Annotated in this window: 19 protein-coding genes; 8 read left to right on the forward strand and 11 right to left on the reverse strand. The window is 64.5% G+C overall.

Annotated elements, in window-relative coordinates; genetic code table 11:
• Nucleotides 1–30 precede the first annotated feature (30 nt).
• From FGL95_RS00495 to FGL95_RS00505, 3 genes are read left to right on the forward strand one after another with little or no spacing between them, the layout of a single operon-like run.
• The gene (locus tag FGL95_RS00495) at nt 31–1,971 is read left to right on the forward strand and encodes an acyl-CoA dehydrogenase family protein (RefSeq protein WP_169584222.1); all 1,941 of its coding nucleotides are present in this window, start codon (nt 31–33) and stop codon (nt 1,969–1,971) included.
• A gap of 2 nt (nt 1,972–1,973) precedes the next feature.
• Nucleotides 1,974–2,630 (forward strand): TetR/AcrR family transcriptional regulator, encoded by a 657-nt coding sequence (locus FGL95_RS00500; RefSeq protein WP_169584223.1) that lies wholly within the window; start codon nt 1,974–1,976, stop codon nt 2,628–2,630.
• Nucleotides 2,631–2,640: 10 nt separating this feature from the next.
• Nucleotides 2,641–3,108, forward strand: coding sequence for an SRPBCC family protein (locus tag FGL95_RS00505; RefSeq protein WP_169584224.1), 468 nt, complete (start codon nt 2,641–2,643; stop codon nt 3,106–3,108).
• Nucleotides 3,109–3,159: 51 nt separating this feature from the next.
• Here FGL95_RS00505 and FGL95_RS00510 read toward each other — a convergent pair whose 3' ends face one another.
• The 8 genes from FGL95_RS00510 to FGL95_RS00545 form a co-directional block, all read right to left on the reverse strand.
• A complete protein-coding gene (locus FGL95_RS00510) occupies nt 3,160–3,888 on the reverse strand; it encodes an SDR family NAD(P)-dependent oxidoreductase (RefSeq protein ID WP_169584225.1) in 729 nt (242 codons plus the stop codon).
• 2 nt (nt 3,889–3,890) lie between these two features.
• On the reverse strand, nt 3,891–4,235 hold the full coding sequence (locus tag FGL95_RS00515) for a metal-sulfur cluster assembly factor (protein WP_169584226.1): 345 nt from the start codon (nt 4,233–4,235) through the stop codon (nt 3,891–3,893).
• Nucleotides 4,232–4,678, reverse strand: a complete 447-nt coding sequence (gene sufU, locus FGL95_RS00520; protein ID WP_169584227.1) for a Fe-S cluster assembly sulfur transfer protein SufU — start codon at nt 4,676–4,678, stop codon at nt 4,232–4,234. Before sufU ends, FGL95_RS00515 begins: the two co-directional genes overlap by 4 nt.
• A gap of 95 nt (nt 4,679–4,773) precedes the next feature.
• Nucleotides 4,774–6,024 carry a cysteine desulfurase gene (locus FGL95_RS00525; protein WP_169584228.1) on the reverse strand — a complete coding sequence of 417 codons (1,251 nt, stop codon included), beginning with the start codon at nt 6,022–6,024 and terminating at the stop codon, nt 4,774–4,776.
• Nucleotides 6,025–6,798: a Fe-S cluster assembly ATPase SufC gene (sufC, locus tag FGL95_RS00530; RefSeq protein ID WP_169584229.1), complete on the reverse strand. Its 774-nt coding sequence runs from the start codon at nt 6,796–6,798 to the stop codon at nt 6,025–6,027.
• Nucleotides 6,799–6,821: 23 nt separating this feature from the next.
• Nucleotides 6,822–8,024, reverse strand: a complete 1,203-nt coding sequence (sufD, locus tag FGL95_RS00535) for a Fe-S cluster assembly protein SufD (RefSeq protein ID WP_169584230.1) — start codon at nt 8,022–8,024, stop codon at nt 6,822–6,824.
• Nucleotides 8,024–9,460 carry a Fe-S cluster assembly protein SufB gene (gene sufB / locus FGL95_RS00540; protein ID WP_169584231.1) on the reverse strand — a complete coding sequence of 479 codons (1,437 nt, stop codon included), beginning with the start codon at nt 9,458–9,460 and terminating at the stop codon, nt 8,024–8,026. Before sufB ends, sufD begins: the two co-directional genes overlap by 1 nt.
• A complete protein-coding gene (locus FGL95_RS00545) occupies nt 9,457–10,188 on the reverse strand; it encodes a helix-turn-helix transcriptional regulator (protein ID WP_169585170.1) in 732 nt (243 codons plus the stop codon). The genes sufB and FGL95_RS00545 overlap by 4 nt, the downstream gene beginning before the upstream one ends.
• 140 nt (nt 10,189–10,328) lie before the next feature.
• Here FGL95_RS00545 and mptB point away from each other — a divergent pair, with 140 nt between their 5' ends.
• The 4 genes from mptB to FGL95_RS00565 all read left to right on the forward strand — a co-directional run bounded on the left by mptB (nt 10,329) and on the right by FGL95_RS00565 (nt 14,874).
• Nucleotides 10,329–12,035: a polyprenol phosphomannose-dependent alpha 1,6 mannosyltransferase MptB gene (gene mptB, locus FGL95_RS00550; RefSeq protein ID WP_169584232.1), complete on the forward strand. Its 1,707-nt coding sequence runs from the start codon at nt 10,329–10,331 to the stop codon at nt 12,033–12,035.
• Entirely contained in the window at nt 12,032–12,976 is a 945-nt protein-coding gene (locus FGL95_RS00555) for an ATP-binding cassette domain-containing protein (RefSeq protein WP_169584233.1), read from the forward strand. The genes mptB and FGL95_RS00555 overlap by 4 nt, the downstream gene beginning before the upstream one ends.
• Nucleotides 12,973–13,746 carry an ABC transporter permease gene (locus tag FGL95_RS00560; protein WP_338079664.1) on the forward strand — a complete coding sequence of 258 codons (774 nt, stop codon included), beginning with the start codon at nt 12,973–12,975 and terminating at the stop codon, nt 13,744–13,746. The genes FGL95_RS00555 and FGL95_RS00560 overlap by 4 nt, the downstream gene beginning before the upstream one ends.
• A gap of 96 nt (nt 13,747–13,842) precedes the next feature.
• Entirely contained in the window at nt 13,843–14,874 is a 1,032-nt protein-coding gene (locus tag FGL95_RS00565) for a COX15/CtaA family protein (protein ID WP_169584235.1), read from the forward strand.
• On the opposite strand, the gene FGL95_RS00570 is transcribed toward FGL95_RS00565, so the two are convergent.
• Nucleotides 14,779–15,126: a hypothetical protein gene (locus FGL95_RS00570; RefSeq protein ID WP_169584236.1), complete on the reverse strand. Its 348-nt coding sequence runs from the start codon at nt 15,124–15,126 to the stop codon at nt 14,779–14,781. The genes FGL95_RS00565 and FGL95_RS00570 overlap by 96 nt on opposite strands.
• A gap of 74 nt (nt 15,127–15,200) precedes the next feature.
• Between FGL95_RS00570 and FGL95_RS00575 the strand changes: the two genes are divergently transcribed.
• The gene (locus FGL95_RS00575; RefSeq protein ID WP_169584237.1) at nt 15,201–16,166 is read left to right on the forward strand and encodes a quinone oxidoreductase family protein; all 966 of its coding nucleotides are present in this window, start codon (nt 15,201–15,203) and stop codon (nt 16,164–16,166) included.
• A 4-nt stretch (nt 16,167–16,170) separates the two neighbouring features.
• On the opposite strand, the gene FGL95_RS00580 is transcribed toward FGL95_RS00575, so the two are convergent.
• Nucleotides 16,171–17,586, reverse strand: coding sequence for an MFS transporter (locus FGL95_RS00580; protein ID WP_240962627.1), 1,416 nt, complete (start codon nt 17,584–17,586; stop codon nt 16,171–16,173).
• Nucleotides 17,587–17,734: 148 nt separating this feature from the next.
• Entirely contained in the window at nt 17,735–19,801 is a 2,067-nt protein-coding gene (gene tkt, locus FGL95_RS00585; RefSeq protein ID WP_169584239.1) for a transketolase, read from the reverse strand.
• Nucleotides 19,802–19,829: the final 28 nt, after the last annotated feature.

The raw sequence follows: 19,829 nt of genomic DNA on the forward strand, positions 1-19,829 counted from the left end.
GTTATTGACACTTTGTCTACTATCGGTCTCATGACTGTCACTGCACTGCGCACGGCCGCGCCGGCCCCCGCGACACCGTCGGAAGCGCTTTTCAACCCCAAGACCGCCACGTTTACCGAGTTCGATCCCGAGACCCAACGGCTTTTCAAGGTGGTCGTCGACTTCTTCGAGACCCGCGGCAAGAAGGTGCTCAAGGAGCAAGACCGCGACCTGATCTGGTACTCGGACTTCCTCGAGGTCGTCAAGACCGAGCGAATCTTCGCAACCTTCCTGACCCCTGCGGCCCTGGCGGACGGCGATCCGAACAAGCGCTGGGACACCGGCCGCAACGCGATGCTGAGCAAGATCCTCGGCTTCTACGGCATGGCGTACTGGTACGTCTGGCAGGTCACGATCCTCGGCCTCGGACCCATCTGGCAGAGCAGCAACGTCGCCGCCAAGAAGCGTGCTGCCGAACAGCTGGAAAACGGCGAAATCTTCGCGTTCGGCCTGTCGGAGAAGGACCACGGCGCCGACGTCTACTCGACGGACATGGTGCTCACGCCGGCGGGCGACGGCGACTTCACCGCGACCGGCGGCAAGCATTACATCGGCAACGGCAACCTCGCCCGCATGGTGTCGATCTTCGGCCGCCGCGCCGACAAGCCGATTCTCGACAGCGCCGATTTCGAACGGCACGCCAATGAGGACGAGTTCGACGGCTACGTCTTCTTTGCTGCAGACAGCCAGCACCCCGCCTACAAACTGGGCCGCAACGTCGTCGACGCCCAGATGTACGTCGCCGCATTCGATCTCGAGGACTACCCGGTCAAGGCCGACGACATTCTGCACACCGGAAAGTCCGCGTTCCACGCAGCGATCAACACGGTCAACGTCGGCAAGTTCAATCTCGGATTCGGTGCGATCGGCGCGTGCGAGCACTCCTACCACGAGGCCGTCACGCACGCCGAGAACCGAATCCTGTTCGGGCAGCGCGTAACCGAGTTCCCGCAGGTCCGGCGAATGCTCGCCGACGCCTACGCTCGCCTCATCGCGATGAAGCTCTACAGCGAGCGCGCCATCGACTACATGCGTTCCGCCTCACCGGAAGACCGTCGCTACCTGCTGTTCAACTCGATCGAGAAGATGACGGTGACCCGCCAGGGCGAATCGGTGATGATCGGCCTCTGGGACACGATTGCCGCGCGCGCCTTCGAGAACGACATGTACTTCCCGATGGCGATCCTCGGCGTCAGCGGTCTGCCGCGGCTCGAAGGTACAGTCCACGTCAACATGGCGCTCGCGCTGAAGTTCATGCAGAACTACATGTTCAATCCCGCCGACGCCGGCCTCGCACTTCTGCGCTACTTGCCTGGCAACCCGACCTTGTCGAAGGTGCTGCGCAAGTCGAGCCGCGCCGCCACCCCCGTGCTGAGTCGCGGTGTCGCCCAACTGCGTTCGGAGCTGTCACGAGCGACGTTCGAGCCCGTCCCGACGCGGCGCGATACCGCCGACGACGAGTTCCTGTTCCGTCAGGGACCGAGCCGCGGCCTGAGCAAGGTCCGGTTCCACGACTGGCGCCCGATCTTCGAAGCGTTCTCGCACGTGCCGAACGTCGCAGTCTTCCTCGAGCAGGCCGAGGGTCTGCAAACGCTGTTGGCATCGGCGACCCCCACGGCCGACCAACAGAAAGACGTCGACTTCCTGTTCGCAATCGGCGAGATGTTCACGCTGATTCCGTACGCTCAGCTGGTGTTGGAACAGGCGCAGATCGCAGGCACACGGACCGATGTCCTCGACCAGATCTTCGACGTCCTGGTCCGCGACTTCTCAGGGCATGCCGTGACGTTGAACGGCAAGCCGAACGCGACGAAGGCGCAGCAAACTCAGGGGCTCAACCTGATTCGCCGTCCGCTCGCCGACGAGGGCCGTTTCGACCGGGTCGTCACCCTTGCGCGCGCGGTCGCCGGCTCGTACGAGATGAACCCCTGACGATGACCGATACGGCAGCTGCGGCGGGGGACGTCAAGCCTCGCCGCATGCTGCCGTCCGAACGTCGGGACGACCTCATTGCGGCCACGCTCTCACTGTTCGGCCGCAAACCCCACCACAAGGTCACCCCGGCGGACATCGTTGCCGAAGCCGGAGTTTCGCGGGCGCTGTTCTACCGCTACTTCTCCAGCATGGACGAGCTGAACATCGCCGCACTGGAGAAAGTGACCGAAGGTCTCACCGCGCAACTCCTGCCGCCCGAAGACGAGCCGCTGGTCGGTCAGGTGCGCCACGCGATCCACGAGCTCTTCAGCTTCGCCAGGGCATATCCGACGCCGTACATCGCGCTCGTCAGGCGCGGTCCAGGGGTGTCGACGCCCGGAGCGTACGAGTTGGTCGAAAAGGTGCGAACCGACACGATCGACGCCATCCTCGCGCGAGCACGTGCGGCGCCGACGCCGTACCTGCTGCTGACAGTACGGTCGTGGATCGGGTTGCTGGAAGGCACAGTCTTGACCTGGTTGACCGACCGAGTCGAAGAACGCGCGCTGCCCAGGCACGAGTTGGAGGACTGGCTACTCGGTCAGTTGCGAGCCATGGTTGCTGCGACGACCGAGTTCGATTCGGGGGCAGCCGACCTGGCCCGAGGCCTGCAGTAGCGTGGGTGACATGTCCAATTCCGTAACTGTCCATATCGATGCCCCACCCGACGTCGTCTGGGAGCTGGTCAGCGACGTCACGCGGATCGGCGAGTTCAGCCCCGAAACCTTCGAAGCCGAATGGCTCAAAGGCGCAACCGCACCCGCCGTCGGGGTGAAGTTCCGCGGTCACGTCAAGCGCAACGGCATCGGGCCGATCTACTGGACCGTCTGCCGGATCATCACGTGCGAACCTGGTCGCGAACTGGCATTCACCGTCCTGGGTCCGGGCGGCATGGACGTCAACACGTGGCGCTACCAGCTGGAACCCAGCGGCGACGGAACCGATGTCACCGAGTCGTTCGAACTCGCCGGTGCGTTGCCGGTACGGATCTACTGGTTGCTGGCCGGTTGGACGCGCGGAAAGACCAACCGCGAGAACATGTTGACCACGCTCAATCGCATCAAGAACGTTGTCGAGAAGTCACCGCGTCGATGATGGTGCGCGCCCCTCGTGAGTCTTTTTGGAGTCCCTGGACTCCTAAAAGACTCACGAGGGGTGGGTGGCGTCGATGATGGTGCCGGCTTGTGCGTCGTAGTTGCCTCGCGCGATGTCGACCACGAGCGTCGCGGTGGCAGCGGCCGAATCCCAGTCCGTCACATCTGCCCATATCGGCATCGCTTCGGTCATCGGGGTTTTGACCAACCCCGGTAACACGTCGACCACCACGACTCCGGTACCGGCGAGTGACGGCGCGATCGACTCGGTGAAGATCGACAACGCCCGCTTCGAGACGGCGTAGCCGGTGTACGTGCCAGTCTTGGCTGCGGCGCGCGCAAGGCTCGTGATGTTCACGACGTGACCGCGACCGCGCGCGATCATGGCTGGCAGCAATGCGCGGGTCAGCAGCATCGGACCACGCAGATTCGTCTCGACCACCCGCCACATCTCGTCGGTGTCGGCATCGGCGAACGGCCGTTCCGACGACTCGATGGTTCCGGCATTGTTGACGAGCAGATCGACAGGGCCGAGATGCTGTTCGACGTGCAGGATCACGCGGTCGATCGCCGCAGCGTCGGTGACATCGATTGCTGCGGGAAAGCAACGGACCGAATGACGTTCGGTCAGTTCGTCGGCCAACGCCCGGACCTCGCTGCCGCTCCGAGCAAGCAGCAGCAGCGACATTCCTTCGGCAGCAAGAGTGCTCGCGATCTCACGACCGATCCCGCGGCCCGCTCCGGTGACAACACCGACACGTCCGCGCAGAGCGCTGCTCACCCCTAGACGGTGAACCCGAGGGCGCGCAGCTGTTCGCGGCCGTCGTCGGTGATCTTGTCCGGGCCCCACGGCGGTACCCAGACCCAGTTGATCTTGATATCTTCGACAAGGCCGCTGCGCACCAAGGCATTTCGCGACTGATCTTCGATCACGTCGGTCAGCGGGCAGGCCGCCGACGTGAGTGTCATGTCGAGCAAAGCGATGTCGTTCTCCACGGCGATGCCGTACACCAAGCCGAGGTCGACAACGTTGATGCCGAGTTCGGGGTCGACGACATCGCGCATCGCCTCTTCGAGATCGTCCAGCAATTGAACGTCGGTCTCTGTCTCGGGTGTTGCCTCGGTCATGATGCTCGCCTCTCGTCTATCTGAACAATCGCGTCCTTGAACGCAAGCCAGCCCAACAACGCGCACTTCACACGAGCCGGATACTTCGACACACCCGCGAAGGCGATGCCGTCGCCGATCACGTCCTCATCACCTTCGACGGTACCGCGACTGCTGATCATTTCGTTGAAAGAGTCGACGACCTTCAGCGCATCGACCAGCGGCAATCCGATCACCTGGTCGGTGAGCACCGACGTCGACGCCTGACTGATCGAGCAACCCTGACCGTCGTACGAGACATCTTTGACGATGTTCTCATCCAAATGCACTCGCAGGGTGACCTCGTCACCGCACGTCGGGTTCACGTGATGTACCTCTGCGCCGAACGGCTCGCGCAGCCCCCGCGCATGCGGGTGCTTGTAGTGATCCAGGATCACTTCCTGATACATCTGCTCCATTCTCATTTTGCCTCGCTCCGCTCGGCCACCGTCGTGAGTCTTTTTGGAGTCCCTGGACTCCTAAAAGACTCACGAGGGTTGGGCTCACTCACACGCATGGGTCAGGCCGTCCCAAAGAACTTCTGAGCCTTCCGGACCGCAGCGACCAGCGCGTCGACCTCGTCGAGCGTGTTGTAGACCGCGAACGATGCACGTGCGGTTGCGGCGACGCCGAAACGACGGTGTAGCGGCCAGGCGCAATGGTGACCGACGCGGATCGCGACACCCTCGTCGTCCAGAATCTGGCCGAGGTCGTGGGCGTGGATTCCGTCGACGACGAACGCCACGGCTCCCCCGCGATCGACATTCTCGGTCGGTCCGACGATGCGGACGCCTTCAATCGCGCCGAGACCTTCGAGCGCGGCGGACACGAGCTGATGCTCATGCGCCGCAACGGTATCCATGCCGATTGCTTCGAGGTACCGAACTGCGGCACCGAGCCCGACCACCTGCGAGGTCATCGGCACGCCCGCTTCGAAACGCTGCGGCGGCGGCGCGAACGTAGTCGCCTCCATCGTGACGGTTTCGATCATCGAGCCGCCGGTCAGGAACGGTGGCAATTGGTCGAGCAACGCGCGCTTGCCGTAGAGCACACCGACACCGGACGGACCGAGCATCTTGTGGCCGGAGAACGCAGCGAAGTCGACGTCCAGCTCCCGGAAGTTCACCGGCGCATGCGGGACCGATTGGCACGCATCGAGCACGACCAACGCGCCGACAGCGCGAGCGCGCCGGACCAGTTCAGCGACCGGAGCGACTGCGCCCGTCACGTTGGATTGGTGGCTGAACGCAACAACCTTGACAGCGTCGGTCAGCTCGAGCGAGTCGAGGTCGATCCGACCGTCGTCGGTCACGCCGTACCACTTCAGCGTCGCACCGGTTCGGCGTGCAAGCTCCTGCCAGGGAACGAGATTGGCATGGTGTTCGAGCTCGGTGATGACGATTTCGTCGCCGGGACCGAGCGCAAACGGGAAGCGATCGTCAGAGAAACCGTAGGTGACGACGTTGAGCGACTCGGTTGCGTTCTTCGTGAACACGATCTCGCCGACGTCGACGCCGACGAACCGCGCGATGTCCTCACGCGCGCCCTCGTACGCGTCGGTCGCTTCCTCGGCGAGCTGATGCGCGCCGCGGTGAACGGCGGCGTTGCTCGTCGTCAGGAAGTCGCGCTCAGCGTCGAGAACCTGGACCGGACGTTGCGACGTCGCACCGGAATCCAAGTACACCAACGGTTTCCCGTCCCGCACGGTCCGGTGCAGGATCGGGAAGTCCGCCCTGATCTTGGTGACGTCGAGAACCTGGACGCTGGTCATTCAGGCTCCTGCGACGGCCTGCGTGAACTTGACGTAGCCGTTGGCGTCGAGTTCGTCGGCCAGCTCGCTGCCGCCTTCTTCGACGATGCGGCCACCGATGAACACGTGCACGAAGTCAGGCTTGATGTAGCGAAGAATCCGCGTGTAGTGCGTGATCAGCAGCACGCCGCCGTTCTCACGCTCTTTGTAGCGGTTGACACCTTCGCTGACGATGCGCAGCGCGTCGACGTCGAGGCCCGAGTCGGTCTCGTCGAGGATCGCAATCTTCGGCTTGAGCAGCCCGAGCTGCAGGATCTCGTGACGCTTCTTCTCGCCGCCGGAGAACCCCTCGTTGACCGAGCGCTCCAGGAACGACGGCTCGATCTCGAGCTCGCCGAGAGCAGTCTTGGCTTCCTTGACCCAGTGGCGCAGCTTCGGCGCCTCGCCGCGGACCGCGGTGGCGGCCGTGCGCAGGAAGTTCGACATCGAGACGCCGGGCACCTCGACCGGGTACTGCATCGCGAGGAAGAGGCCTGCGCGGGCGCGCTCGTCGACCGACATGGCGAGCACGTCTTCACCGTCGAGGGTGATGGTGCCGGACGTAACCGTGTACTTCGGGTGGCCGGCGATCGCGTACGACAGGGTCGACTTGCCAGATCCGTTGGGGCCCATGATCGCGTGGGTTTCACCCGAGCTGATCGTGAGATTCACACCCTTGAGGATGCTGATCGGATCGCCGTTGCCGTCGGGGTTCGCAACTTCGACGTGCAGGTCGCGGATTTCGAGGGTAGTCAATGTGTGTTCCTTAGGGATTGGGCTCAAACACCGACGGCGGCGAGCTCGGTTTCGATTGCCGCTTCGAGTCGGTCGCGAATTTCGGTGACAGCGATCTTGTTGATGATTTCGTGGAAGAAGCCGCGTACCACCAGCCGTCGCGCCTGATCTTCCGGAATACCGCGCGCACGTAGGTAGAACAGCTGTTCATCGTCGAATCTTCCCGTCGCACTGGCGTGCCCGGCGCCCTGGATCTCGCCGGTCTCGATTTCGAGGTTCGGGACCGAGTCGGCACGCGCGCCGTCGGTGAGGACGAGGTTGCGGTTCAATTCGAACGTGTCGGTGCCTTCGGCTGCCGCGCGAATGAGCACGTCGCCGACCCAGACCGTGTGCGCGTCCGGCTTGCCTGAGTTCGGATCACCCTGCAGCGCTCCCTTGTACGTCACGCGGGACTTGCAATGCGGCTGCGAATGGTCGACCAGCAAACGCTGCTCGAAATGCTGGCCGGCGTCGGCGAAGTACAGACCGAGCAACTCGGCGTCGCCGCCAGGGCCGGCGTAATTCACTGTCGCGGTGAAGCGAACGAGGTCGCCACCGAGCGTGACCGCGGTATGCCGAAGCACTGCGTCGCGACCGAGCTTGGCGTGGTGCGCAACCGTATGGACCGCGTCGTCGGCCCAGTCCTGGACCGCGACGACCGTCAAAGCCGCGCCATCACCGATGACGAATTCGACGTTCTCCGCGAACGTTCCGCTGCCCTGCTGGTCGATGACGACTGTCGCCTTGGCGAACTGCTCCAGCCGAATCTGCAGGTGACCGAATGCCGTCTTTCCTTCGCCCGGACCGGTGACCGAGACGACGACTGCGTCGGCAACTTCGGCCTCCTTGGCGACGGTGATGACCGTCGCGGACTCGAAGGACGAGTACGCCTGCGCCGCAACGCGATCGGCAGGCTTGCCTGCCTGACCGAGGCGGGCGTCGTCGCGTCCGACAGTTTCGACGGACACGTCGTGACCGGCCCGAACGTCAACGCTTGCAACGCCGTCCGCGATCGCAGTCCCGTCGTGCAGTCCGCGCAGCCGACGCATCGGGGTGAACCGCCACGCCTCGTCACGGCCCGACGGCACCTCGAATTGATTGACGTCGAACGAGGTGAAGACCTCGCCCTTGTTGGTCGCCGCTCCGGCGCCCGGGTTTTGTACTGGTCTGCCTTCTGCGGCTTCGACCACGTTTTCGACAGCCCCCATCAGCCGACGGACCCTTCCATCTGGAGCTCGATGAGCCGGTTCAATTCGAGCGCGTACTCCATCGGCAGTTCCTTGGCGATGGGCTCGACGAACCCGCGCACCACCATGGCCATTGCCTCGTCCTCGGTGAGGCCGCGACTCATCAGGTAGAACAGCTGATCATCGCTGACCTTCGAGACCGTTGCCTCGTGACCCATCGTCACGTCGTCCTCGCGGATGTCGACGTACGGGTAGGTGTCGGAGCGACTGATCTGATCGACCAGCAGCGCATCGCACTTCACGGTCGACTTCGAGCCGTAGGCACCCTTGTTGACCTGGACCAGACCGCGGTAGGACGCGCGGCCACCGCCACGCGCGACCGACTTGCTGATGATCGTCGACGAGGTGTGCGGCGCGAGGTGCAGCATCTTCGCACCCGTGTCCTGGTGCTGACCTTCGCCTGCGAACGCCACCGAGAGAACCTCGCCGTGCGCGTGCTCACCGGTCATCCAGACGGCCGGGTACTTCATGGTGACCTTGGAACCGATGTTGCCGTCGATCCACTCCATGGTCGCGCCGGCTTCGGCCTTGGCTCGCTTGGTGACCAGGTTGTAGACGTTGTTCGACCAGTTCTGAATCGTGGTGTACCGGCAGCGGCCACCCTTCTTCACGATGATCTCGACGACCGCCGAGTGCAGCGAATCCGACTTGTAGATCGGCGCAGTACAGCCCTCGACGTAGTGCACGTAGGCACCCTCGTCGACGATGATCAGCGTGCGCTCGAACTGGCCCATGTTCTCGGTGTTGATCCGGAAGTAAGCCTGCAGCGGGATATCGACGTGCACGCCCGGCGGCACGTAGATGAAGGAGCCACCCGACCACACCGACGTGTTCAGCGCGGAGAACTTGTTGTCACCGGCTGGGATGACCGTGCCGAAATACTGCCGGAACAGCTCTGGCTGCTCCTTCAGCGCGGTGTCGGTGTCCAGAAAGAGGACGCCCTGCTTCTCGAGGTCCTCACGGATCGAGTGGTAGACGACCTCCGACTCGTACTGAGCCGCGACACCCGAGACGAGGCGCTGCTTCTCCGCCTCCGGGATGCCGAGCTTGTCGTAGGTGTTCTTGATGTCGGCGGGCAGATCGTCCCAGGTCGCGGCCTGCTTCTCACTGGAGCGCACAAAGTACTTGATGTTGTCGAAGTCGATGCCGCTCAGATCCGAACCCCAGTTGGGCATGGGCTTGCGATCGAAGATACGCAGGGCCTTGAGGCGTGCCTCGAGCATCCACTCGGGCTCGCTCTTCTTGGCCGAGATATCGCGGACAACCGCCTCGGACAGGCCGCGCTGCGCGCTTGCGCCCGCAACATCGGAATCGGACCAGCCGTAGCCGTACTTACCCAGCGACGCAATCGTCTCTTCCTGGGTCAGTGGCTCGGTCTGATCGCTGGTGAGCGTCATTCGGCTTCCTTCCGGATTGCTGGAGCGGGCTGTGCTCCGGCGAGGTTCGAAATCTGAATCAGCGGAACGTGTGTGGTGCAGGCGCAATCGCCGTTCGCGATGGTCGCCAACCGCTGGACGTGCGTGCCGAGCAAGTCGCGGAACGCGTTCAATTCCGCGTCACACAACTCGGGGAACTCTTCGGCGACATGTGACACCGGGCAGTGGTGCTGGCAGATCTGGACGCCCGTGCCGACCTTGCGAGTCGATGCCGCGAAACCTGCCGAGGTGAACGCCTCGGCGATCTCGTCTGCCTTTTCTGCCGTCGCCTTCGGGTCCTGACCTGTGGTGGACGAGACGTTGGCCACAATCGACGCAACCCTCTTACGGGCGAATTCCTTGATCGCTCCCTCGCCACCGATTTCGCGCAATTGGCGCATAGCCGCACCGGCAAGGTCGTCGTAGGCGTGAGCTAGTTTGCCCCGACCTGCTGCGGTGAGTTGGTACTGCTTCGCCGGGCGTCCGCGACCGCGCTGTTGCCAGCTTGCCGACGACGCTGCACGCGCCTCACCTGCATCGATCAACGCATCGAGGTGGCGGCGCACACCCGCCGCAGTCAAGCCCAATTCGGAGCTGATCGACGTTGCGGTGATCGGCCCGTGCTCGAGCAACAACTGCACGATGGCCGCACGCGTGTGACCATCATGGGAAACGGACAGCGGAGCTACCGGATTGCCAGAACCGGACATGGCCTGCTGACCTGCCCGTTCTGTCTCCGTGGCCTGCTGAAACGTTTTCACAACACTAGTGTGACGGAATTCGGAGGCCGGGTCTAGGAAGGGTGCGCTTAGTTACACACCTTCGGTGCCTTGACAGCTAGGCTGCGCGTGTGACAGCCGCGACGGTGACGCAGGAGACCGACAAGAGTCCCGCGCTCCGTCGCGTTCGCAATCTCAGCCGTCGCGTCCTCGGATTGGACGTCGCGCCCGACCACACGGTCGCCGCGTTGCATACCGATGAACCCGAGGTTCCCGGACTCAACGCGCGCGAAACCCTGCAGCTGCGACACATCCGGTTGTTCGGAGCGACCGGGGCCGTGCTCATGGCGATCGGCGCGCTCGGCGCAGGTGCCCAGCCCGTGCTGCAGAACCCGACCCAAGGTGTTCGGCTGCTCGGCGTTCCTGCTCGCATGCCCACGACGTCGTTGACGATCGCAATGACCGGAACCGTCATGGTCGTGCTCGCCTGGCTGCTGCTGGGACGGTTCGCGATCGGCCGCGCACATCAGAACGAACCTGCGCGCCGCTTGAGCCGGTCCCAACTCGACCGCACCCTGCTGCTCTGGATCTTGCCGCTGTCGGTCGGTCCGCCGATGTTCAGCCGCGACGTCTACTCCTACCTCGCGCAGAGCGAGATCACAGCTCGAGGCTTCAATCCCTACGAACTGGGGCCGAACCAGGCGCTCGGCTTGGACCACGTGCTCACCCGGACCGTGCCAACGATCTGGCGCGACACCCCAGCCCCCTACGGACCGTTCTCCCTCTGGATCGGCAAAGGAATTTGGGCCGTGACCGGCGACAACATCGTCGCCGGGATCTTCCTGCATCGCCTGCTCGCACTCGGCGGCGTTGCACTGATCGTGTGGGCACTCCCCCGCGTCGCCCGCCGCTGCGGCGTCGCTGCGGTGAGCGCATTGTGGCTCGGCGCAGCCAACCCGCTGCTCTTGTTTCACCTGGTCTCGGGCGTACACAACGAAGCGTTGATGATCGGGCTGATGCTGGCCGGTATCGAGCTGACGATGCGATCGCTGGAAAGTTCCGAACCTATGCGGGGGAAGAGTCTCGCCATTTTCGTCGGCGGATGCGCGATCATCGCCCTCGCGTCCACGATCAAGATTCCTGCGTTGATCGCCCTCGGATTCGTCGGCATGGCCCTCGCGCGGCGCTGGGGTGCGAACTGGCGCAGCCTTGTGGCGTCGGCGGCGTTCTTGTTCGCGATTGCCGCGGCGGTGACGTTGCTGGTCAGCGTCGTGAGTGGCCTCGGCTTCGGCTGGATCCACACCCTGGGCACCGCTAATGCGGTCCGTAGCTGGATGTCGTTGCCGACAGCAATCGGCGTCGTCACCGGATTCGGCGGCGTTCTGCTCGGCCTCGGCGACCACACGACCGCGTTGCTCAGCCTGACGCGGCCGATTGCGGCTGCGGTCGCCGCGTTCATCGCGATCCGCATGATGGTCGCCGTCTACGCCGGACGATTGCAGGCGGTTGGAGCACTCGGTGTTGCGGTGGGTGCAATTGTGCTGCTGTCCCCGGTCGTCCAGCCGTGGTACCTGCTGTGGGCCGTCGTTCCGCTCGCCGCGTGGGCGACCCGACCGTTGTTCCGCTTCCCCGCGGTCGCGCTGTCGACGGTGGTCTGCGTGATTCTGATGCCGAGCGGCAAGGACGAGGTGCCCTACGTCATCATCCAGGCCGCGATTGCCACGGTCATCGTGTGCGGCGCCCTGATTCTCGCCACCCGCAACCTGTTGCCGTGGCGGGCCGAGTCCGGGGCACCAGAGCCGGCACCCGCCCCCACCGCATACTCTGGACCCTCGTGACCTCACGAACGTCCGGATCGGCAGCGCCTGCCGTACGCCTGGAGCGCGTCGTGAAACGGTACGGATCTGTCGCCGCGGTAGACGGGCTGGATCTCGTCCTCGAACGCGGCAGGATCCTCGCGCTGCTCGGTCCGAACGGCGCAGGAAAGACCACGACCGTCGAGATGTGCGAAGGCTTCGTCACCCCTGATGAGGGATCGGTGCAGGTGCTCGGTCTCGACCCGGTTCGCGATTCGGGAGCCGTGCGGTCCCGTATCGGCGTGATGTTGCAAGGCGGCGGCGCCTACCCGGGTTCTCGTGCGGCGGAAATGCTTTCGCTCGTCGCCGCATACTCGGCCGATCCGCTCGATCCGGAGTGGTTGCTGCGGACCGTCGGTTTGCAGGATGCAGCGAAGACGCCGTACCGCCGCCTATCCGGTGGTCAGCAGCAAAGGCTCGCTCTCGCCTGCGCCGTCGTCGGCCGACCGGAACTGGTGTTTCTCGACGAGCCGACCTCGGGCATGGACGCCCAGGCACGGCTGATGGTGTGGGAGCTCATCGATTCGCTGCGCCGGGACGGCGTCTCGGTGCTCATGACGACCCACATGATGGACGAAGCCGAACAACTCGCCGACGACCTCGTGATCATCGACCGCGGCAAAATCGTCGCGTCGGGCACGCCGTCGGAGCTCACGACCCGCGGCGCCGAGGGTCAGCTGCGATTCTCCGCTCCCCCGAAACTGGACCTGGCATTGCTCGCGTCGGCACTGCCCGAAGGCTATGAGCCGCAAGAGACTTCGCCCGGTTCCTATCTGATCCAAGGCAAGATCGATCCGCAGGTGATGGCGACCGTCACCGCATGGTGCGCCCGCATCGGCGTCCTCGCGACCGACCTGCGCGTCGACCAACGACGGCTCGAAGACGTGTTCCTCGAACTGACCGGAAAAGAGCTACGCGGGTGACCACTCGATTCCCCGCGGGGACGTTCACACCGGATCCGCGCCCGAACGCACCGCATCTCATGCTGTGGGCGCAGACCCGGCTGGAATTGCTGCTGCTCCTACGCAACGGCGAACAACTCCTGCTCACGATGTTCATCCCGATCACGCTGCTGGTCGGCTTGTGCCTGCTGCCGCTCGACGGCCTCGGCGAACATCGCATCGACAACGTGGTCCCTGCCGTGATGATGGTTGCGGTCATGTCGACGGCATTCACCGGTCAAGCGATCGCGGTCGGCTTCGACCGGCGCTACGGCGCACTGAAACGCATCGGCGCGACTGCGCTCCCGAAGTGGGGAATCATCGCGGGCAAGAGCGCCGCAGTCGTGATCGTGGTCGCCATTCAGGCGCTGATCCTCGGCACGATCGGCATCGCGCTCGGCTGGCGGCCCGAATTGGCAGGCCTTGCGCTCGGCGCAGTCGCCATCGCGATCGGCACCGTCACCTTCGCTGCGATGGGGTTGCTGCTCGGCGGCACGCTCAAAGCCGAGATCGTGCTCGCCCTGGCCAACATTCTGTGGTTCGTCATGCTCGGCATCGGCAGCATCGTCTTCGCCTCCGACCAACTTCCCGACGCACTTCGGTTCGCCGCCCGACTGATTCCGTCCGGCGCGCTGGCCCACACGCTGCGTGAGGCGCTGGACCTGTCCATCGATTGGTTCGGCGTTGCCGTCCTTGCGGTGTGGGCCGCGGCATCTGGCTGGGCGGCCTCGAGGTTGTTCCGCTTCACCTGACCCCGTGCGCGCGTCTCACCCTTCCAGGGGTGAAATTCACGCACAGTCTGCTGGGTCAACGACGCCGTGTAGTTGACGACGTTCTACCATCGAGCCGTGCTTTATCGCGGCTACCTCAGCTTGGTCGATCGACTGCCGCTTCCGTCGTTGCGATGGCAGCGGTGGATTGCGCTCGGCGTGATCCTCACCCAGGCAGGCATTGCAGTCACCGGCGCCATCGTCCGTGTGACCGCGTCGGGCCTTGGTTGCCCGACCTGGCCGCAGTGCTTTCCCGGCAGCTTCACCCCGGTCGGCGTGTCCGAGGTCGCAGTCATCCATCAGGCGGTGGAATTCGGCAACCGCATGCTGACCTCGGTCGTCGTACTCTTCGCAGCCGCAGTCGTTTTGGCGGTGACCAGGGCGCATCGGCGCCGCGAGGTGATCCTGTTCGCGTGGCTGATGCCGGGCGGGACCGTGCTGCAGGCGGTCATCGGCGGCATCACCGTCCGGACCGGTCTGCTCTGGTGGACCGTGGCCGTGCATTTGATCGCGTCGATGTTGATGGTCTGGCTGTCGGTGCTGCTCTACGCCAAGATCGCCGAACCCGACGACGGCGTCGAGGTCGTCCGCATCCCCGGACCGTTGCGCTGGTTGACCGCATTGTCTGCCGTCGCGCTGTCCGGCGTCCTCGTCGCCGGCACCCTCGTCACCGGCGCCGGACCGCACGCCGGCGACAAGAGCCTGGACCGCACGGTTCCCCGCCTCGAAATCGAGATCGTCACGCTCGTCCACGCGCACGCGCAGCTGGTCGTCGGTTACCTGGCGCTGGTGGTCGGTCTCGCCTTCGGGCTCTACGCGGTCCGGGCGGCGCGACCGGTGTTGACGCGGGTGCGAGTGCTGCTGGTCCTCGTCGCCGCGCAAGGGCTGGTCGGCGTCGTGCAGTACTTCACGCACGTCCCCGCAGCCTTGGTCGCGGTCCATGTGGGTGGTGCGGCAGCCTGCACCGCCGCGACGGCCGCGCTGTGGGCGAGCGGCCGGACCCGGGAAATCGCGTCAGGAATCCCGGCCGAGCTTGAGGAATGGGATCTGGCCGACGGCCCAGCCAGCGGCCTTCTCGACCGCGCCGAACCGGCGAATCACGACAGATAGCAAGGAGTTGTCCCACTCCGACACTGCTATCGCGTCGAACTGATCCACGACCGCCCGAGCGGTGTCGACGTCATCCACCACGTAGTCGGCCGTTACTTCGTCCGCGCCGACCAGAGTGATCCGGATACCCTCGCGACCGGCCGGTTGCAGAACGGCGCTCGCCGTTTCGCCGTGCCCAGCGAGAAACTCTTCGACCGACTTCGCCACGTCTGCGGGCACTGTCACCGCGGAGCGTCCGGCTTCGGTCGTCATGGGAAAAAACAATACTGTGCGCGAGGCGCAGGTGCCTCCCGAGGGCGGTGGTGCACACGTGTAGAACGGACCACATGCGCGCAATACAAGTGTCACGGCACGGTGGCCCCGAAGTTCTCGAAATTGTCGAATTACCCGACCCCACAATCGGGCCCGACCAAGTCCGGGTCGCGGTCGACGCGATCGGCGTCAATTTCATCGACACCTATTTCCGCTCCGGCGCGTATCCGCGCGAACTGCCGTTCATCCCTGGCTCGGAAGGCACGGGCCTGGTCGACGAGATCGGCAGCAATATCACGGGCATCAGCGTCGGCGATCGCGTCGCGTGGGCGAACGCAGAAGGCAGCTACGCCACCAAGGTTGCCGTCGACGCGGACAAAATAGTTCCGGTTCCCGAAGGCGTCGAGGTGCCGGTCGCAGCGTCGGCCTTGCTGCAAGGAATGACCGCGCACTATCTGCTCAACTCGGTATATCGGCCGCAGCAGGGTGAATCGATCCTGGTCCATGCGGGTGCGGGCGGCGTCGGGCTGATACTCACCCAGATCGCGGTGGCGCACGGTATTCGGGTCATCACGACGGTGTCGACCGATGAGAAAGAAGCACTGTCGCGCGCTGCAGGTGCCGCCGAAGTCCTGCGCTACGGCGACGACCTCGCCGAACAAGTCCGGGCACTCACAGACGGCGAAGGCGTGTCCGCGGTGTACGACGGCGTCGGCGCTGCGACCTTCGAAGCCAGCCTCGCCTCGCTCCGCATACGCGGCACACTTGCGCTGTTCGGTGCATCGAGCGGGAAGGTGCCACCGTTCGATCCACAACGGCTCAACCAAGCTGGCTCACTCTTCCTGACCCGGCCGACGCTCGTGCACTACACCCGCGACCGCAGCGAATTGCTCTGGCGTGCAGGGGAAGTGTTCGCAGCCATCGTCGACGGGTCGCTGCGCATCCGCGTGGGCGCGCAGTACGCCCTCACCGAGGCCACGCGTGCGCACACGGATCTGGAGGCCCGCGCGACCAGCGGTTCGATCGTCTTGCGACCCTGATTGCTTAGGTGCCGAACGGAGAACCTGCGCCCTCGGCGCGGACGATGCCGGTCCGGCGGGTTGCCGAGAGCGGCAGGGCCACGTCCTCCAAGGACTGGCCCTCCGCGTCGACGGCCATGAAGTGCGCCACCAATCCGCCGACGATCATGACCGCCGCGCCGAGCAGGAAGCCGTAGAACAGCTTCACTGGCTCGTCGCCCTCGCCGATGAGCGCGCCGTAGATGACCGGGCCCAGCGCGCCGAAACACTGCGCGATGGCGAAGAACACCGCGATCGCCTTGGCCCGCACTTCGAGCGGGAAGATCTCGCTCACCGTCAGGTAGGCGGCACACGCGCCAGCGGAGGCGAAGAAGAAGATCACGGTCCAGGCGATCGTCTGGGTGACCGCATTCAGCACGCCGGCGTAGAAGAGCCAGGCGCTGATCGCAAGCAGGACACCGGAAATCAAATAAGTGCCCGCGATCATTCGACGCCGTCCGATTGTGTCGAACAACCGCCCGATCGTCATCGGCCCGGAGAACGCGCCGACAGCGAACGCGATCAGATAGAGCGGAGTCGCCTCCGACGAGACGCCATAGAACTTCCCGAGCACGAGGGTGTAGGTGAAGAAGATCGCGTTGAACAGGAAGGACTGACTGATCATGAGCGTGGCGCCGAGGATTGCCCTGCTCGGATACTCCTTGAACAGGACGCGGGTCAGCGCGAAATAGCCGATCTGGTCCGTCGGCTTCAGTTCGATCGCCTTGCTCTCGTCGATCGGCGGCAGCGTCACCCCGGTCGCCGTGACCTCGCGCTCGATCTCGGCAATCGACTGCTCCGCCGCTTCCTCCTGACCGTGCATCACCTGCCACCGCGGACTTTCCGGCAGGTTGCGGCGGACCACGAGAACGACGAGACCCAGCACCGGACCGATCAGGAATCCGATGCGCCAGCCGAGCGAGAGATCAACGTGGTTGAGCAGCACGTAGGTGCCGAGGGTGCCGATAATGGCTCCCGCCCAATATGTTCCGTTGACGGCGATGTCGACGCGGCCGCGGTACTTCGCGGGTATCAGCTCGTCGATCGCCGAATTGATGGCCGCGTATTCGCCACCGATGCCCATGCCCGCGATGAACCGGGTGAAGTACAGGAAGACGATCCAGCCTGTGCCGTTGCCCAGCGTGAATGCGGTGAGGCCGCTGCCGAACAGGTAGACGCCGAGAGTGATCATGAAGAGGTTTCGCCTGCCGAGCTTGTCGGACAAGCTGCCGAAGAACAGCGCCCCGACGACTTCGCCAGCGAGATAGACAGACGCGATCAGCCCGACCTGAGCGGACGAGAGGTTGAGCGTCTCCGGTTTGGTCAGGACATCGGACACCGCGCTCGCGATGGTGATCTCGAGACCGTCGAGGACCCACGCGACGCCCAGAGCGACGACCATGCGCGTATGAAACTTCGACCAGGGCAATCGGTCGATGCGCGCCGGTATGAGACTGAGAACGACTCCCGACTTTTCAGGTCCCGCTTCTATCGCCATGAACGTCGAATACCCAGGATTTGCTGTGTAAACCCTGGGTATCGACGTTTGATCAGGAAGTCGCCGCGATGGTCTGTCGGGCGGCTTCGAGAACTCGGTCCGGGGTGAAGCCGAACTTCGTGAGCAGCTCCTTCAGCGGCGCCGACGCACCGAACGTCTCCATGCCGATCACGACGCCGTCGAGCCCGACATAGCGATGCCAGCCCAGCGTCGAGGCCTGCTCCACCGCGACCCGCGCCCGGACCGTGGGCGGCAGCACGCTGTCGCGGTACTCCTGATCCTGCTGCTCGAACAGGTCGAGGCACGGCATGCTGACGACTCGCGCACGGACTCCTTCGGCAGTGAGCTGCTCGTAGGCCTTCACGACGAGGTCCACCTCGCTGCCGGTCGCCATCAGGATCACTTCAGGATCGTCTGCCGACGCGAGGACGTACGCACCCTTCGCCAGTCCGGACGCAGGCGCGTAGACCGTGCGGTCCAACGTGGGGAGGTTCTGCCGCGACAGGATCAGCGCCACCGGCTCGTGTTTGAGCTGGGCGATGAATCGCCACGCCTCGGCGACCTCGTTGGCGTCGCCGGGACGGATCGCCAGCAGACCTGGAATCGCCCGCAAGGACAGCAGCTGCTCGACCGGCTGATGCGTCGGACCGTCTTCGCCGACGCCGATCGAGTCGTGGGTGAAGATGTGGATCGTCGGGATCTCCATGATCGCCGACAGCCGGATCGCGCCGCGAGCGAAGTCGGAGAAGATCATGAAACCCGACCAATACGGCCGAATCTTGGTGACCGCCAGGCCGTTTGCGATGGTCGCCGCGGCAAACTCACGGACCCCGAAATGCAGGTTCCGACCACCGCGGTTGTCGGCCTGCAGATCGCCGGCGCCGTCGAACGTGAGCAGCGTCTTGGTGGACGGTGCGAGGTCCGCCGCGCCGCCGATCAACCACGGGTAGTTCTTGGCCAGCGCATTGAGCACCTTGCCCGACGACGCCCGCGATGCGATCCCTGCCGGGTCCGCGGGAAATTCTGGAATGTCGGCATCCCAGCCTTCGGGCAGCTCACGACGCTGCATCCGGTCCAATTCATCTGCCAGGTCCGGGAATTCGGCCCGGTAGCGCTCGAACGCCGATTCCCAGCTCTCACGGAGTGCCTTGCCGCGGGCACCGATGCCGTCGGCGAAATTCTCGTAGACGCCTTCGGGAACATAGAACTGCTGGTCCGGGGGGAATCCGTAGAACTCCTTCGTCGCCGCGACCTCGTCGACGCCGAGCGGTTCGCCGTGCGCCGACGCGGTCCCCTCCTTGGTCGGGGCACCGTACGCAATGTGGCTGTCGACGATGATCAACGTCGGGCGGCTGGTCTCGTTGGCGAAGGTCGCGAACGCGCGACCCAGCATCTCGAGGTCGTTGGCATCGCCGACCCGGGTGACGTTCCAGCCGTAGCCGATGAATCGGGTCGCCACGTCTTCGGTGAACGCGATGTCGGTCGAACCCTCGATGGTGATCTTGTTGTTGTCGTAGATCCAGCACAGGTTCGACAGCTTCAGATGCGCTGCGAGCGAAGCCGCCTCCGACGCGACGCCTTCCATCATGCAGCCATCGCCGCCCAGTGCGTAGACGTTGAAGCCGAACAGGTCGTGACCTGGCCGGTTGTAATTCGCTGCCAACCAGCCGCTCGCGATCGCCATGCCGACGCTGGTCGCGTAGCCGGTGCCGAGCGGTCCGGTGGTGCATTCGATGCCGGAGGTCCAGCGGTACTCAGGGTGGCCGGGGCACTTCGAATCGAGCTGCCGGAACTTCTTGAGGTCGTCGAGTTCGACCGACGGTTTGCCGACCGTCTCGTATTTCGTATCGACCGCCTGCACGCCGGTGAGATGCAGGATCGAATAGAGCAGCGTCGAGGCGTGACCGGCCGACAGTACGAAGCGGTCGCGATTGGGCCAGATCGGGTCCGACGGATCGAATCGAAGGATGTTCTGCCACAGCTCGTACACCACCGGCGCCATCGCCATCGGTGTGCCCGGATGCCCCGAGTTCGCAGCCTGGACGGCGTCGATACAGAGGGTGCGAATGGTGTTTACGCTCAGCGAATCGATGTCTGGTCGTGCAACTACTGCCGTCATCGCGGTTCCTTGGGTTGTCGGTCACACT

The sequence above is a fragment of the Antrihabitans stalactiti genome (assembly GCF_012932915.1).
Taxonomy (GTDB): Bacteria; Actinomycetota; Actinomycetes; order Mycobacteriales; family Mycobacteriaceae; genus Antrihabitans; species Antrihabitans stalactiti.